Source organism: Pseudomonas sp. WC1, from assembly GCF_050586565.1.
GTDB lineage: Bacteria > Pseudomonadota > Gammaproteobacteria > Pseudomonadales > Pseudomonadaceae > Aquipseudomonas.
In genome coordinates, this window is the sequence record NZ_JBOBDQ010000094.1 from 1 (window position 1) to 13,930 (window position 13,930).

Annotated in this window: 15 protein-coding genes; 11 read left to right on the forward strand and 4 right to left on the reverse strand. The window is 65.8% G+C overall.

What is annotated here, in order from left to right; all coding sequences use genetic code 11:
- Nucleotide 1 precedes the first annotated feature (1 nt).
- The 6 genes from gspH to ACQ4OD_RS25700 are packed head-to-tail and all read left to right on the forward strand — an operon-like array spanning nt 2 to nt 3,452.
- Nucleotides 2-403, forward strand: a complete 402-nt coding sequence (gspH, locus tag ACQ4OD_RS25675; protein WP_430945170.1) for a type II secretion system minor pseudopilin GspH — start codon at nt 2-4, stop codon at nt 401-403.
- Nucleotides 400-768, forward strand: coding sequence for a type II secretion system protein (locus ACQ4OD_RS25680; RefSeq protein WP_430945171.1), 369 nt, complete (start codon nt 400-402; stop codon nt 766-768). Before gspH ends, ACQ4OD_RS25680 begins: the two co-directional genes overlap by 4 nt.
- A complete protein-coding gene (locus ACQ4OD_RS25685) occupies nt 765-1,355 on the forward strand; it encodes a prepilin-type N-terminal cleavage/methylation domain-containing protein (RefSeq protein WP_102682921.1) in 591 nt (196 codons plus the stop codon). Before ACQ4OD_RS25680 ends, ACQ4OD_RS25685 begins: the two co-directional genes overlap by 4 nt.
- Nucleotides 1,352-2,413, forward strand: a complete 1,062-nt coding sequence (locus tag ACQ4OD_RS25690) for a GspL/Epsl periplasmic domain-containing protein (protein ID WP_430945172.1) — start codon at nt 1,352-1,354, stop codon at nt 2,411-2,413. The genes ACQ4OD_RS25685 and ACQ4OD_RS25690 overlap by 4 nt, the downstream gene beginning before the upstream one ends.
- On the forward strand, nt 2,410-2,796 hold the full coding sequence (gene gspM, locus ACQ4OD_RS25695; RefSeq protein ID WP_430945173.1) for a type II secretion system protein GspM: 387 nt from the start codon (nt 2,410-2,412) through the stop codon (nt 2,794-2,796). Before ACQ4OD_RS25690 ends, gspM begins: the two co-directional genes overlap by 4 nt.
- A 29-nt stretch (nt 2,797-2,825) precedes the next feature.
- Nucleotides 2,826-3,452, forward strand: coding sequence for a type II secretion system protein N (locus ACQ4OD_RS25700; protein ID WP_256659252.1), 627 nt, complete (start codon nt 2,826-2,828; stop codon nt 3,450-3,452).
- Between the two features lie 12 nt (nt 3,453-3,464).
- Here ACQ4OD_RS25700 and ACQ4OD_RS25705 read toward each other — a convergent pair whose 3' ends face one another.
- The 4 genes from ACQ4OD_RS25705 to ACQ4OD_RS25720 form a co-directional block, all read right to left on the reverse strand.
- Nucleotides 3,465-5,084 carry a ShlB/FhaC/HecB family hemolysin secretion/activation protein gene (locus tag ACQ4OD_RS25705; RefSeq protein WP_430945174.1) on the reverse strand — a complete coding sequence of 540 codons (1,620 nt, stop codon included), beginning with the start codon at nt 5,082-5,084 and terminating at the stop codon, nt 3,465-3,467.
- Between the two features lie 187 nt (nt 5,085-5,271).
- Entirely contained in the window at nt 5,272-9,267 is a 3,996-nt protein-coding gene (locus ACQ4OD_RS25710; protein WP_430945175.1) for a hemagglutinin repeat-containing protein, read from the reverse strand.
- A 222-nt stretch (nt 9,268-9,489) separates the two neighbouring features.
- Nucleotides 9,490-10,053 (reverse strand): L,D-transpeptidase family protein, encoded by a 564-nt coding sequence (locus tag ACQ4OD_RS25715; RefSeq protein WP_102682915.1) that lies wholly within the window; start codon nt 10,051-10,053, stop codon nt 9,490-9,492.
- 20 nt (nt 10,054-10,073) lie between these two features.
- Complete coding sequence (locus ACQ4OD_RS25720) at nt 10,074-10,628, reverse strand: NUDIX hydrolase (protein ID WP_102682914.1); 555 nt, start codon at nt 10,626-10,628, stop codon at nt 10,074-10,076.
- A 137-nt stretch (nt 10,629-10,765) separates the two neighbouring features.
- Between ACQ4OD_RS25720 and ACQ4OD_RS25725 the strand changes: the two genes are divergently transcribed.
- The 5 genes from ACQ4OD_RS25725 to purT form a co-directional block, all read left to right on the forward strand.
- Entirely contained in the window at nt 10,766-11,365 is a 600-nt protein-coding gene (locus tag ACQ4OD_RS25725) for a CoA pyrophosphatase (protein WP_046854363.1), read from the forward strand.
- Nucleotides 11,366-11,410: 45 nt separating this feature from the next.
- Nucleotides 11,411-11,935 (forward strand): gamma carbonic anhydrase family protein, encoded by a 525-nt coding sequence (locus ACQ4OD_RS25730; RefSeq protein ID WP_102682912.1) that lies wholly within the window; start codon nt 11,411-11,413, stop codon nt 11,933-11,935.
- A complete protein-coding gene (locus tag ACQ4OD_RS25735) occupies nt 11,928-12,122 on the forward strand; it encodes a DUF1289 domain-containing protein (protein ID WP_102682911.1) in 195 nt (64 codons plus the stop codon). Before ACQ4OD_RS25730 ends, ACQ4OD_RS25735 begins: the two co-directional genes overlap by 8 nt.
- A gap of 86 nt (nt 12,123-12,208) precedes the next feature.
- Nucleotides 12,209-12,676 carry a VUT family protein gene (locus ACQ4OD_RS25740; RefSeq protein WP_023629807.1) on the forward strand — a complete coding sequence of 156 codons (468 nt, stop codon included), beginning with the start codon at nt 12,209-12,211 and terminating at the stop codon, nt 12,674-12,676.
- A 74-nt stretch (nt 12,677-12,750) separates the two neighbouring features.
- On the forward strand, nt 12,751-13,930 hold a 1,180-nt coding region (purT, locus tag ACQ4OD_RS25745; RefSeq protein ID WP_139669148.1), incomplete at its 3' end, for a formate-dependent phosphoribosylglycinamide formyltransferase.

Below are 13,930 nucleotides of genomic sequence, written 5' to 3' on the forward strand. Positions count from 1 at the left end.
GCTGGTGGTGCTTGCCATTGCCGCCTTGATGACCAGCCTGGCCGTGGCCTGGCTCGACAGCGGCAGAAGCAGCATCGACCAGGCGCTCGATCGCCTGGCCGCCGCCACCGTGGCCCAGGCCGACCTGGCGCGCCATGCCGGGCAGTTGCGCGGGCTGCGCTGGAACGGTCAACGCCCCGAGTTCGTCCGTCGGCAAGGCGAGCACTGGCAGGTGGAAACCGTGGCGCTCGGCGATTGGCCCAAAGGCCTGCGCCCGGACTGGCCCGTCAGCCAGGCGCCAGCGCTGCTGTTTACCCCCGATGGCTGGTCACGTCCGGGCACTGTGCGCTGGCGCTGGGCCGAGGGCGGTCAGCGCTGGGACTGGGACCGCGGCGGGCAATTGCGCGTGAGCGCGATGCCATGAAGCGCCGGCAACGCGGCTTCACCCTGTTGGAGGTGAGCGTGGCCGTGGGCATCGCCGCCGTCCTGGCGGTGATCACCAGCCAGGTCCTGCGCCAGCGCCTGGCGGTGCAGGACACCGTGCAGCAGCATCGCCTGGGCCTGCTGTGCGCCCGTGAGCTGCAGGCACGCTTCGTGGTCGAGCAGTATTGGCCGGTGACCAACCAGGACTACGGTGTGCTGGTGGAGGGCGGGCAGGCCTGTCATTGGCAGTTGCAACTGCGCCGCACAGGTGTGCGCGACCTGCGCCGTGGCGAACTGCTATTGCATGCCGATCGTGACCAGCGCCTGCCGCTGGGGCAGTTCACTGTGTTCCTGGAGCGGCCATGAAACGGCGCCAGGCGGGCATGACCCTGATCGAACTGCTGGTGGCCCTGGCCCTCACGGCCTTGCTCGGGGTGATGCTGTCGGCGCTGGTCAACGGCTGGCTGAAGGTGCGCGAGCGGCTCGATGAACAGGTGAGCGAAACCGGCGTAGTGGATTTTTGCCTGGCCCTGGAGCGGCGTTTCGACAGCCCGGTGCTGCGCCGCCTGTACGAGCAGCGTTTGCCGTTGGCGGCGCGCTGGCTCGACTGGCAGCCCGACCGTCAGCAACTGCTGTGGGTGGCCGCCGCCGCCTGGCCGCAGGCCGAAGGGGGATCGCGCCTGCAGCGCCAGCGCCTGCGCTTCGAGCCGCGTGAACAACGGCTGCTGCTGGAAACCTCGGCCGACCTGTACGCCGCCGCGGCCCCGGTTTGGGTGCTACGCGAACGGCTGGAGCGGGTCAGCGCGATGAATGTTCTCTACCACCAGACCGGCCGTTGGCTGGCCTGGCCTTCCGATCAACCGGCGCACCCCGGTAGGGGCGTGCGCGTGGAGCTAGTGCGTGATGGAGCACCTTATACCTGTACTTTCGTTCTGCCTTGGGGGCGCGCATGAAGCTTGAATGGCGCCGGCGGGCGCCGGCACAACCCTGGTTGCTGCTGCGCCCCGGCGAGGTCTGGGAGTGGCTGCTGGTCACCCAAGGCTGCCCGTTGCGCCAAGGCCGGGGCGAGCCACCGGCCGGGCTCGGGGCGCGGGTTGCCCTGATTGTCCCTGGTGAACATTGCAGTCATTTCCTGCTGCCCGCTCCGCCTGGGCTGAAACGCGAGGAATGGCCTTTGCTGCTCGAGGACCGCTTGCTGCAAGGCGACGATGACGTGCTGTGTGCCTGTATCGGGCGCCACGCAGGGCAGTTGCGTCTGCTGGTGGTGGCGCGGGGCAGGCTCAACGCGTGGCGGGGGCAGTGCGCCAGCTGGGGGCTGACCGTGGAACGTTGCTGGGCTGAGTTCCAGCTGCTGCCAGACTGTGCGGCAGAAGTGGCTTGGCACTGGCGACGAGGAGCGATGAGCCTGTACAAGGGCCAGGCCCACTGGCTGGCCTGGCCGCAGGGGCTTGGCACGCCGCCCGCGCTTGCCTGGCTGCCTGGCGAGGTCGAGTGCATCGACGGCGACTGGCCCGAAGTGCTGGCCCCGCTCGATGGCTTGCCCGGCTTGTTCGAGGCCCGCCGGCCACGCCAAGGCCTGCGCCTGGCAAAGGGGCAGGCGCGCCTGGCAATGGCCTGCCTGGCGCTGATGTTGGCGTGGGGCGGGCTGTGGAGCGCGCAACAATGGCGCCAGGCCCAGCTCTATCGCGCCCAGGTGCAGGCCGTTACCGGCGTCCAGCCGACGCCTCGCCAGGCTGCGCGGGTGTTGGCGCATCTGCAAAAGGAGGCGCGTGAAAGCCAGGTGCGTCTGCGCCAGCTCGAGGCGTTGCAGGCGCAGGTCCATGGGTGGTTGAACGATCATCCCGGCTGGCACCTGCGGGCAGTGCGCTTCGATGGCCAGCGTTGGCACCTTGAGTTGGTCGGTGAGGGCGTAGCTGCGCCCTGGCAGGAGATGGCCACGGCGGCCGGCGTGCAGGTCCAGGTGGAAGACGAAGCGCATCGCGTGGTGTTCGACCTGGGGAGCGCCGCATGAGCCGTGAATGGATGCGACAGCATCGGCTATCGCTGGCCTGGGGTGTCGTCGCGCTGTTGCTGGTGTTGCTGGCGCTGCGCGAGGGCATGGCCGTGTGGCAGGAACAGCGGCAATGGCAGGCACTGGCCGATTCGCTGGCGGCACAGCCACGCCAGCCTGCGCTGACCCTTGAAGCGCTGCACCCATCGGCCCAGGCCCGGCACATCGAGTTGGTCGAGGTGCAGTCCGAGGACGAAGGCTGGCTGATGCGCGGCAAGGTGGCCGATGCCCAAGCCCTGCAGGGCTGGTTGCAGGCCCTGCGCGATGAAGGCGCGCAGCCATTGCAATGGGGGCTGGAGCGAGATGCCGAGGGGCTGCGTTTCACCGTGCGGCTTCGACCATGAGGCGGCGGGCGTACCTTTGGCTAGGCTTGGTGTTCTGTCTGACCCTGGTGTTCGAACTGCCGGCGCGCTGGCTGGTGGCGGGGTTCGGGTTGCCGGCGGAGGGAGTGAACGGCAGCCTGTGGCAAGGGCAGTTTGCCCGGCTGGGACCGGTGGGACCCGTGCAATGGACATGGCGTCCATGGCAGCGCGACCTGCAGGTGCGCCTGGGCTTCCAGGAGCAGGGCTGGCAAGGCCGCCTGAGTGGTTGGCCGTGGCGTTGGCAGGCGGACCTCCAGGCATTGGGCGCACAGCCAAGCGTCGGCGGTGACTATCGCCTGGCCGGGCAATGGCAGGGCAGTATCAAGCTGCAAGGCTCGGGGCAACATTGTCGGGCCGCCGCAGGCAGCATCACCGTCGCCGACCTGGCTTTGAGCGCGCCCTGGTCGCTGGTGCTGGGACAGGGCTCGCTGGCGATGGACTGCCGTCAGGGCTGGCGGTTGAGCGCTGGCCTGGTTCGCCAGGGCCAGCACCAGATGAGCCTGGAGGCCGACCTGGCGGCCCGGCAAGCGCAGGTCGATTTCGTGTTGCAGGCCGATGCCGGTTTGACGCCCGTGCTGCGCGGCGTGCAATGGCTGGGGCCCGAGGACACGGTCGGGCAGCGCCGGCTCAGGTGGTAGCCCACATGCCGGTCAGAGCGCGAGGGACCATTGCGCGACCCAGAAGCCTTGCTCCAGTGATTTGCGCGGGCGATCGCTGGCGTGCAGTGCGCGTTGGTAGTCCAGGCGCAACGTGCTGTGCGGCAGGTTCAGTTCGACCCCTGCCGAGGCACCGACCAGGCGCTGCGACGGGCTGGTGCGCGCATAGCGGGCCCAGCCCAGGTCCACGCCGAAGGACGGGCGTAACGGTACCGGCAGGGGTAGCGGCTGGCTGAGGGTGTTGCGCCATGCCCCGGCGCTGGCGCCCGCGACATTGTGCTTGCGGAATCCGCGCACGGCCGAGTGATCGCTCAATTGCAGTTGCTCGACGGCGGGCAGCACATGGGCGCTGTATTGCAGGGCCAGTTCGCTTTGCCAGCGCCAGGGCCATTGAGCCTGGCCCTGGCGCAGGTGCAGCAAGTTGGCACGGTACTTGGTGAAGTCCGGACGTGGCGCCTGCTTGTGGGCGAACGGTCGGTCGGCGCCGAACCAGCGTACCCCTTGGCTTACGCCCAGATAAGCGTTCCACAGTCCACCTTCGAGCCACAGCAGGTTCAGGCCAGCTTCGAGGGTGGCCAGGGTCGGGCTCTGCAGCGCCAGTACGGCGGGGCCGAAGCGGTTGAGCAATTGCTTGCGGTCCAGCCGGGCGCTGGCGCTGAGCATGCCTTGCTGGTTGCGCCACAGCACGCGCTCGGCGCCGACGCCGTAGAACTCGCTGCGGCCACTGCTGGCGTAGCGGGTGTTTGGGATCGGCGCTCGGTAGCGCATCTGGCTGGCATTCAGGGTGAAGGTCCAGCGGCCATGGGGAATGCTGTAGTACAGGCTGACGCCTTCGCTTTGGCCAGGCGCGTCGAACACCACCGAACTTAGCGACAGGCGCAGGTCGTCGTTCAGGCCCAGCGGGCTGTCCAGGCCAAGCCCCAGGTTGAGGCGGTGGCGGCCGGTCAGTTCCCCGCCGCGGTTGTCGAGCAGGGCGTCCAGGTGGGCGCGTGAAGCGACGCGCCGGGGTTCGAGCACGACGCGGGTGCCGCCTTGCATCTCGCCCGGCAGCAAGGCCATTTGCAGGTCATAGGCACGCAGCCGGTTGAGTTGGTCCAGGCCTTGCTCGAGATCCGGCAGGTGCAGGGGAAGGCCGAGCATGTCCGGAAATGCGCCTTGCAGCGACAGGGGCAGGTCGGCGCCAGCCAGTTCGATCGATTCGATGAAGCCTTCGACGATGACGATGTCCAGCGGGGCGCCGTGCTCAGGGGCGCGGGCCACATAGGGGCGGCTGGTGGGATATCCGGCTTGCACGTAGTGCCGGGTCAGTTGTTTGAGTAGCTGGTCAATTTCGGCGACCCCCATGCAAGTGGACGACAGCGCACGCACGATCGGCTGCAGTTGCCGGGTATCGAGCATGCGGTTGCCGGCCAGGCGTACCCCACTGATCGCCCAGCAGTGCTGGTCGGGGTCGAGCATTGCAGTATCGCTGTCTTCAGTGGCGTTGGCAGGTTGCCTGCGCTGCCAGCGTTCGAGCCGCTGCTGCTGTTCCAGTTGCCGCACGGCTTGTTGCTGATCCCGCAACTGCTGGCTGGCCGGGTCGACCGTGGCGATGGCGTTGGCCGATAGCGTCATGATGAGGCAAGCCAGCAGGACAGTGGCGATGTGGCGTATGCCTGCGCTTGATGGGCGGAAAGTATGGGAGGAAAAGATCGGTGCGTTCATGGGGTTCGGTCCGATGCCCCTGTGGGAACGGGTGTGCCCGCTCCCGCAGAATCCGTGTGGGAGGCGCAGCGACCCACAGGCCGCTGCCTGGCAAGCGTCAGCGCTGGCGGCTCTCCTTTATCTGCGAGACATACTCGCTAGTGCGGTCGTGACCGGTGTTGCTGTACGCCTTGTGGTCGTCAGCCTTGTCGGTGCTGCCGGTGATCAGGTTCGAGAGGTACGAATAGGCGGTACTGGCAAGGCCAGCCGTGGACAAATCGACGTCGACCTTCACATCCTTGGCGTAGTCCCGACCGCTCAGGTTGTCGCGGGAGACCGCGCCGCCACCGAGTTCGACCTGGCCATCGGCCGCCTGCAGCGTGGCGCCGACCAGGCGGGTGTCGCCAGCTACCTGCAGATCGATGCCCTGCGTGCCGGACAGGAGCGTCTGCTGGCTGACGGTGTCGTTGTCGCGCTTGGCGTATTCCATCTTGACCGACGGGGTAAATTTCGCGGTGACTTTGTTCCACAGCGCCCCGGCGATTTCCGTGATGTTGCCGCCCTCGAAAACGCTCGCCAGCGAGGCCGGGGTTTCAGTCTCGGATGCTGCCGGTTGCTTCTGGGCGAGACTGGCGTCGACCTCTAGCTTTACGCTGTCGACCTGGTCCTGACGGCTGGCCACCCGCAGGTTGCCGTCGATCTTGCCTTCGATTGCCTGCGCCTCAAGCTGTGCGCCTTCGATGCGGGTATCGCCCTGGCTGCGCAAGTCGATCAGGTCGGCGCGCAGCTTGCTGTCATGCCAGGTGGTGTTGTCGCGTTTATCCAGGCCGACCTTGACCCGGGCGTTGATGCCCCCAATGTCCATGGCATTGACCTTCAGGCCGCCACCAATGGTAACGTCGAGGTTGTCGTGGCGCTCGGTGTTGCTGGCTGCCTCGACCAGCAGGCCACCATTGCGGGCGTCCAGGCCTATCCGTTTGGCGTTGGCTTGCAGCCCTTGTACCTGCAGCGCGGTATCGTCATGGGCGAAGCTGGTAATCTGCACCGAGCCCTTGCTGTCGAACTGCGCACCAATGGCTGTGCTGGCCTGCTCATTGACCCAGCCGAAGGTGCCTTTGCCACCCAAGCCACCACCGGTAGTGCTGCCGTCGACATTCAGCTTGCCGCCCCAGGTCTTGCCCAGACTCTGGCGGGTATCGCTGGCGGCTGTCACGCTCAGCCTGCCTTCGCTGTGCAGGGTAATGTCGCCGGTGCCCGCACGGCTGCCGATGCGCGTGCCTTCAAGGCGCATATCACCGCCACTGGTCAGTTCCACGGCACCTTTGCCATCGATTTGTGCGACCCGCGCCTGGCTGTGCTGCGTTTCCAGGCTGTGGCGCTTGAGATTACCGTCCAGGCCGCCGTTGGGGCCTAGCAGGCCGGTGCCGGCCTTGACCGCCAATCCGGCGTCCAGCGTGGTGGTGTGTTCAGTGTTGTGATCATGGGCTGCTGCGAGTGTCAGGTCGCCGCCACTGCGCAGGCTGACCGCGCCGTTGCCGCCGTCGAAGCGGGCACCCTCATAGTGACCACTACGTTCGAGTTCTGCCTGGACCCCCTGGCTGCCCTGCAAACTGCCGACGCGGGCTGTCGTGGTCTTTTTCAGCTGGCTCAGGGAGTCGCCATGACCTTCAAGCCTTGCGTTGACATCCGTTCCGGTGGTGGTGCTCACACGCAGGCTGCCGCCACCCGTGGTGTTGCGTATTTCGCTGCTGCTCTGATCCCGGGCGGCCAGCATCTGGTGTTCTCCAGCCTCGATGCGCAGGCTCCCAGCCCTGGCTTTGTAGGCGCTACCTTCATCCATGAGCTGATCGGCCCGAATGGAGATGTTGCCACCGTCGAAGTTCGTGACCTGCGCGGTGCTGTTGGTGTCCTTGTGCACGCGCGAGGTGTGCTGGAGCGAGAGTTGAGCGCCAGCGTTTGGTGAGGCCGCTTCGTCTTCGGCTTTCTTGCCAGTGAACAAGTGCTTGACGTGATCGCTGAGGTACTTGTAGTCGATGCCGACGCTCAGGCCGCCGTCCCATTTGGTGAGCGTGGTTTCACGGACCTTGGTGTCGGCTGCCGCACGGTTGTCGATGCGCTCGGCGTCCACTTTCAAGGTGCGTCCCGCATTCAGCTGAGCAGCGGTGGTGGTGAGTTGCGCGGTGTCGATGTGCAGATCGCCGCTTGCTGACAGATGGCTTCGTCGAGTCGTGGTTTCGCGTTCGAGCACGGCGGCCGGGCCATGATAGCCGTCGATGCCAAGGCCTACACGGTCGGAACCGCCGGTGACACTCAGCGCGGCAGCTGTACGGGTATCGAGGGTATGCCTGGCCTGGGTGTCGTGGGCTGCCGCCAATTCGACTTCGCTGGCGGCCAGCATGAGGTCTTTCCTTGCCTGCACGTTCGAAGCACTGAGCGTCAGTTTACGATCACTGCGCAGCGAGACGGAGTCCGCGCTGATGCTGCTGGCGACCTGGCGTGTCGCAGTGGTCTGCTCGTCGCTCTGCAGTTTTTCGTAGCCGAACTTGGCCGTGTACTGCTGCGAGTCCGGCGCGTCCTTGCCGGCGCTGGCCACGAACGCACGCTTGCCCGTGGTGAGCCGGGCATGGTCATTTTCCACGGCGCTTTCAATCTGCAGAGCGCCTTTGGCGTCGAGTTCGACCTGCTTGCGCGCCTCGAGGCGGGCGCCGGAGATCTGCATGTCGGCCCCGGCGCTGGCGATGAGAGTGCTGCCCTTGAGGGTGCTGGCCTTGACCTGCTCGGTGTGTGCCTGGCTGTCGATATCGGTGCGGTCCAGGTAGCGCCTGTGGGTGGACTGCTCGGCGATATCGAGAGTGTCCACGCCAGCGTCGATCGTCATCTTTCCACCGCTGCGCAGTTGCAGGGCGTTGTCCGCTTCCAGGTGCGCGGCCGTCAGGTGCAGGTCGCTGCCGGCCGACAGGTTCAGGCTGTCCTCGGCCACCAGGCGGCTACTCAGTTGCTGGCGACTGGTTTGCGTGGTCTTGCCGTTATGGCTTTCGGTGGGGATGAACAGCCATTGCTTCGACCAGTTGACCGGATCGTCCGTCACCTTTTCGCGGGTGGCGGTATCCAGGGTCAGTTTTTTACCGGCGTGTACCTCGATCTGCCTGGCCTTGCCATGAGCATGGGTGAGCTGCAGGTCGCCATCGGCTTTCAGGTCCAGCTTGCCGGTCTTGCTTACGAGGCTGGCCTGGCGTTTGTCATTGCCCTGTACTTTAAGGTCGCCCGCGGAGTGGATGATCAAGTCGCGATCTGCGCGCAGCTCCTTGTCGCCGACCTGCACACCGGCGCCTTCGGCGGTGCTGACGATGCGGATGCGCCCGGCCTGCATGGCGCCAAGCAGGTTGGCATCGATGGAGGTGGCGGCGGGGAGCTGTTCGAGCACCTCGCGACTGCTGGCGTCGACAAGGTTGTGGCCGATGGTCATGTTCAGCTGCCCTTTGGCGAACAGGTGCCCAGTGGTGTCGATACGCGGCGCGATGAGGTCCAGGGCGCCTGCGCCGTTGCTCTGGCCGCGGCCCAGCACATTCAGCGTGCCGCTGGCGTCACGGCTGTCGAGGTGTCTGATCTGCCCGTCGTGAACGTCCGCCTTGCCGACCAGGAAGCCGGCGCGGGTGGTATTGATGAAGCTGCCGCCATTGAGTGTGATGCCGTTGGGGTTGGCGAGCAGGTAATCGGCTTTCTGGCCGAAGATCTCCTGAGCCCCTTCGATCCGCGAGGCGTTCTGGCCGACTACCTCGTTGAGGATGGTCGAGGCGGCGTGGCCCTGGAATTGCGAGTTGGCGCCCAACTGGCCGGCCAGCTGCGACTGCCCGGCCTGCAGGGCATTGTTCAGCACCAGGCCTGGCTTGCCGACGTTGTAGTCGAGGAACTGGTTGTGTGACAGGCCGCTGGCATTGGGCGCGACGATGTCGATGACCGGGACGCCATGGCTGTTGTCGATGATCGGGGTGCCGCCAGGGCCCGGTGTCGGTGTCAGGGCGCCTTGCGCCTGAACCTGGGTGCTGCCCAGCAGGGCAAGGAAGACAGCCCAGCGCAGGGGGTCGGGTCTGGTCTTGGAGACAGGATTTTGCATGAAAACCTCGCAAGTGATGTACGAAATCGTGAAATCAGCTGCGGGAATTCTAAGAATGTCAGTGATGGCATTTATGTGGCTCAACGCCACTATGCCGCAGGGAATGAGCCGATCCTAACTGTAGGAAAAGGGAGCGGTGGTGTGGCGAAAGGGGGCGGGCACTAAAAAAGAAAGGCCTGTCACGCGTGAGCAGGACAGGCCTTTGGTGCCACCGGTGAGCGCTCAGGGGCGGATTTCGATCAGCGTGCCGTCCTTGACCATGCTCCATACTTCGCGCATGTCGTCATTGCGCATGGCGATGCAGCCCTCGGTCCAGTCGAGGGTATGGAAATACCACTCGGGGTACTCCTCGTTGATCGGCGTGCCGTGGATCATGATCATGCTGCCAGCGGCAACACCTTCGCTGCGCGCCTTGGCGGCATCGGTGATATTCGGGTAGGAGATGTGCATGGCCAGGTTGTAGCGGTCGCTGACCTTGCGCCAGTCGAGCCAGTACAGGCCTTCCGGGGTTTTCTTGTCGCCTTCGCGGGCCTTGGCCCCCTTGGGTTGCTTGCCCAGGGAGATGCGGTAGGTCTTGAGCGGCTCGCCACGGCTGATCAGTTGCAGGCGGCGCTCGGACTTGATCACCAGCACCTTGTCGATCAGCCGCTCTTGCTGGGTGCCAGTGGTGGCGGGTTGGACCGGCGACGGCGCGGCCGACGGCGTCTTGCGGATGATAGTCTCGGTGAAGGCGGCTTGCGACACCGAGGCGACACTGAGGCAGAAGAGGGCAAGCAGCCAGCGCATGAAACCGTATCCCTGAAAACTTAGGTGGTGGACGACGTGACGTTCATCGGCGGCAGGTATTCATGGCCAATCGGATAGTGCTGCCTGACGCGGTCGCGATAATAGCATTCTAGTGTGCGTGTGACGGTGCGGAAAGCCAGCTCGCGCCAGGGGATCTCGTGCTCTTCGAACAAGCGTACTTCAAGGCTCTCGATGCCCACTGCAAAGTCCAGGTCGGCCAGTTCGGCGCGGAAAAACACGTGCACCTGGTTGATGTGCGGCAGGTCGAACAACTGGTACAGGCAGGTTTCGCCGACCCGCGCGCACGCTTCCTCGACGGTTTCGCGACGCGCGGCGGCATCGAGGGTCTCGCCGTTTTCCATGAAGCCGGCGGGCAGCGTCCAGAACCCTCGGCGCGGTTCTATCGCCCGGCGGCACAGCAGTACCTGGGAGCCCCAGGTAGGCAAGACCCCTGCGACGATATTGGGGTTCTGGTAGTGGATCGTCTGGCAATGATCGCAGACATACCGCAGGCGGCTGTCGCCTTCGGGGATCCGCTGGGTGACCGGTTGGCCGCACGCGCTGCAGAATTTCATGCTTTCATTCATTCCAGTGGGGTCGGGCTATCTTGGCGCGCCCGGCCCGCTTATCGCAAGCGGCCTGCGGGCGGGGCTTGGGTGCCTCGCGGCTTTGGTGCATCATGCAGGGCAGGCCTTGGACACGAGAGTGCGTAATGCTGGACGAGCTTCTTCGCCGAATGAGCAACCATACCCCCGCATCACCGGAGACGGACCGCCGTTTCCCCGAAGCGGCGGTGTTGCTGCCCATTACCCGCAGCGAGGAGCCGGAGCTGGTGCTGACCCTGCGCGCCAAGGGCTTGTCCACCCATGGTGGTGAAGTCGCCTTCCCGGGCGGGCGGCGCGACCCTGAGGACCCAGACCTGGTGTTCACGGCCCTGCGCGAAGCCGAGGAGGAAATCGGCCTGCCGCCGGGGCTGGTCGAGGTCATCGGCCCGCTCAGCCCGCTGATCTCGCTGCACGGCCTGAAGGTGACGCCGTTCGTCGGTTTGATCCCGGACTATGTCGAGTACCGCGCCAACGACGCGGAAATCGCCGCCGTGTTCAGTGTGCCGCTGGCGTTTTTCCGCCAGGACCCCCGCGAGCACACCCACCGCATCGACTACCAGGGCCGCAGCTGGTACGTGCCCAGCTACCGCTACGGCGACTACAAGATCTGGGGGCTCTCGGCGATCATGATCGTCGAACTGGTCAACCTGCTGTTCGATGCGGGCATCAGCTTGCACCAGCCCCCCGAGCGTTTCATCGAGAACTGAGCGGGGCACACCCCGCCACTGGCGTTCAACCGTGAGGAGCGACACATGAAATACCGCCTGGGCGACCTGCGCGTCGAAGCCCATCCCGAGAGCTGGGCCGCGCCCACTGCCACGCTGATCGGCAAGGTGCGCCTGCAGGCCCGGGCCAGCGTGTGGTTCGGCGCGGTGCTGCGCGGCGACAACGAGTTGATCGACATCGGCGAGGACAGCAACGTCCAGGACGGCACGGTGATGCACACCGACATGGGCTCGCCGCTGACCCTCGGTCGCGGCGTGACCATCGGCCACAACGCCATGTTGCATGGCTGCTCGGTCGGCGACTACAGCCTGGTCGGCATCAATGCGGTGATCCTCAACGGGGCGCGTATCGGCAAGCACTGCATCATCGGCGCCAACGCCCTGATCCCCGAGGGCAAGGAGATTCCCGACGGCTCGTTGGTGATGGGGTCGCCGGGCAAGGTAGTGCGCGAGTTGACCGAGCAGCAGAAACGCATGCTCGAGGCCAGCGCCGCCCATTATGTGCACAATGCCCAGCGCTATGCCCGTGACCTGGTGAGCGACGATGAGTGACGAGCGGCCCGTGGCCTCGCCCTGTGTCAATGTCTGCGCGCTGGACGAGCAGGATATCTGCACCGGGTGCCAGCGTACGGTGAGCGAGATCACTCGTTGGGGGCGCATGGACAATGCCGAGCGGCGCGTGGTGTTGCAGCGCTGCCATGAGCGGGCGCTGGCGGCCGGGTTGATCATCGGTCTGTAGCACCTGTCGAACAGCTGTGGGAGCGGGCTTGCCCCGCGAAGGGGGCAACGCTAATCTGTCCGGCTTGCCCAATCCGAACACCCATCATGTTCTATCTCATCGCCTACATCAGCAGCGTGGTGCTGATCAACTTCGCCTTCTCCAGTGCGCCGCACCTGGACGTGATCTGGTCCGCCTGGGGCGGGTTGGTGTTCATCCTGCGCGACATGGTGCAGACCCGCTACGGCCATGGCGCGTTGTTGGCCATGCTGGTGGCGCTGGTGCTGTCCTATATCACCTCCGAGCCTGCCATCGCCCTGGCTAGCGCGACCGCGTTCTTCGTCTCCGAACTGATCGACTGGCTGGTGTTCAGCGTTACCCGGCGCCCCCTGCGCGACCGCCTGTGGCTGAGCTCGGCGCTGAGCATCCCGGTGGACACCTTCATCTTCTTCGGCATGATCGGTGCCTTGACGCCTGCAGTGATCGGCACGGCGATGGCCTCGAAGTTCGCCGGGGTCACCGCGGTGTGGTTGATCATGGCCTGGCGGGCACGGCGCGCGGTGGCCACATCCTGATGTAGAATACCGGTCCATTTTTCAGCGGGCGGCAGCCAGCGTGGCGCGGCCCCGGACGCCTTCGAGGACCTGAAATGACCCGTATCGGAACCCCACTGTCGCCCACCGCGACCCGTGTATTGCTGTGCGGCTGCGGCGAGCTGGGCAAGGAAGTGGTGATCGAGCTGCAGCGCCTGGGCGTCGAAGTGATCGCCGTGGACCGCTACGCCAATGCGCCGGCGATGCAGGTCGCGCACCGCAGCCATGTGATCAACATGCTCGATGGCGTGGCCCTGCGCGCAGTGATCGAGGCGGAAAAACCGCATTACATCGTCCCCGAGATCGAAGCCATTGCCACCGCCACGCTGGTCGAGCTCGAGAGCGAAGGCTTCAACGTCGTCCCCACCGCCCGCGCCACCCAGCTGACCATGAACCGCGAAGGCATTCGTCGCCTGGCTGCCGAAGAGCTGGACCTGCCGACCTCGCCGTACCATTTCGCCGACACCTTCGAGGATTACAGCAAGGCGGTGGCCGACCTGGGCTACCCGTGCGTGGTCAAGCCGGTGATGAGCTCGTCCGGCAAGGGCCAGAGCCTGCTGCGTAGCGCCGATGACCTGCAGAAAGCCTGGGACTATGCCCAGGAAGGCGGCCGTGCCGGCAAGGGGCGGGTGATCATCGAAGGCTTCATCGACTTCGAATACGAGATCACCCTGCTCACTGTGCGCCATGTCGGTGGCACGACCTTCCTCGCGCCGGTCGGCCACCGACAGGAAAAAGGCGACTATCAGGAGTCCTGGCAGCCCCAGGCCATGAGCCCGAAGGCGTTGGCCGAGTCGCAGCGTGTAGCCCAGGCGGTCACCGACGCGCTGGGCGGCCGTGGCCTGTTCGGTGTGGAACTGTTCGTCAAGGGCGACCAGGTGTGGTTCAGCGAAGTGTCGCCACGCCCGCACGACACGGGCCTTGTGACCCTGATTTCCCAGGACTTGTCGCAGTTCGCCCTGCACGCGCGGGCCATCCTCGGCCTGCCCATCCCGGTGGTGCGCCAGTTCGGCCCGTCGGCGTCGGCGGTGATCCTGCCTGAAGGCCAGTCGCAGCAGACCAGCTTCGCCAACCTGGGCGCCGCGCTGAGCGAGCCGGATACCGCCATCCGCCTGTTCGGCAAGCCAGAGATCAATGGTACTCGGCGCATGGGTGTGTGCCTGGCGCGTGACGAATCGGTCGAGGCGGCGCGGGCCAAGGCGACCCGGGCTTCGCAGGCGGTCAAGGTCGAGTTCT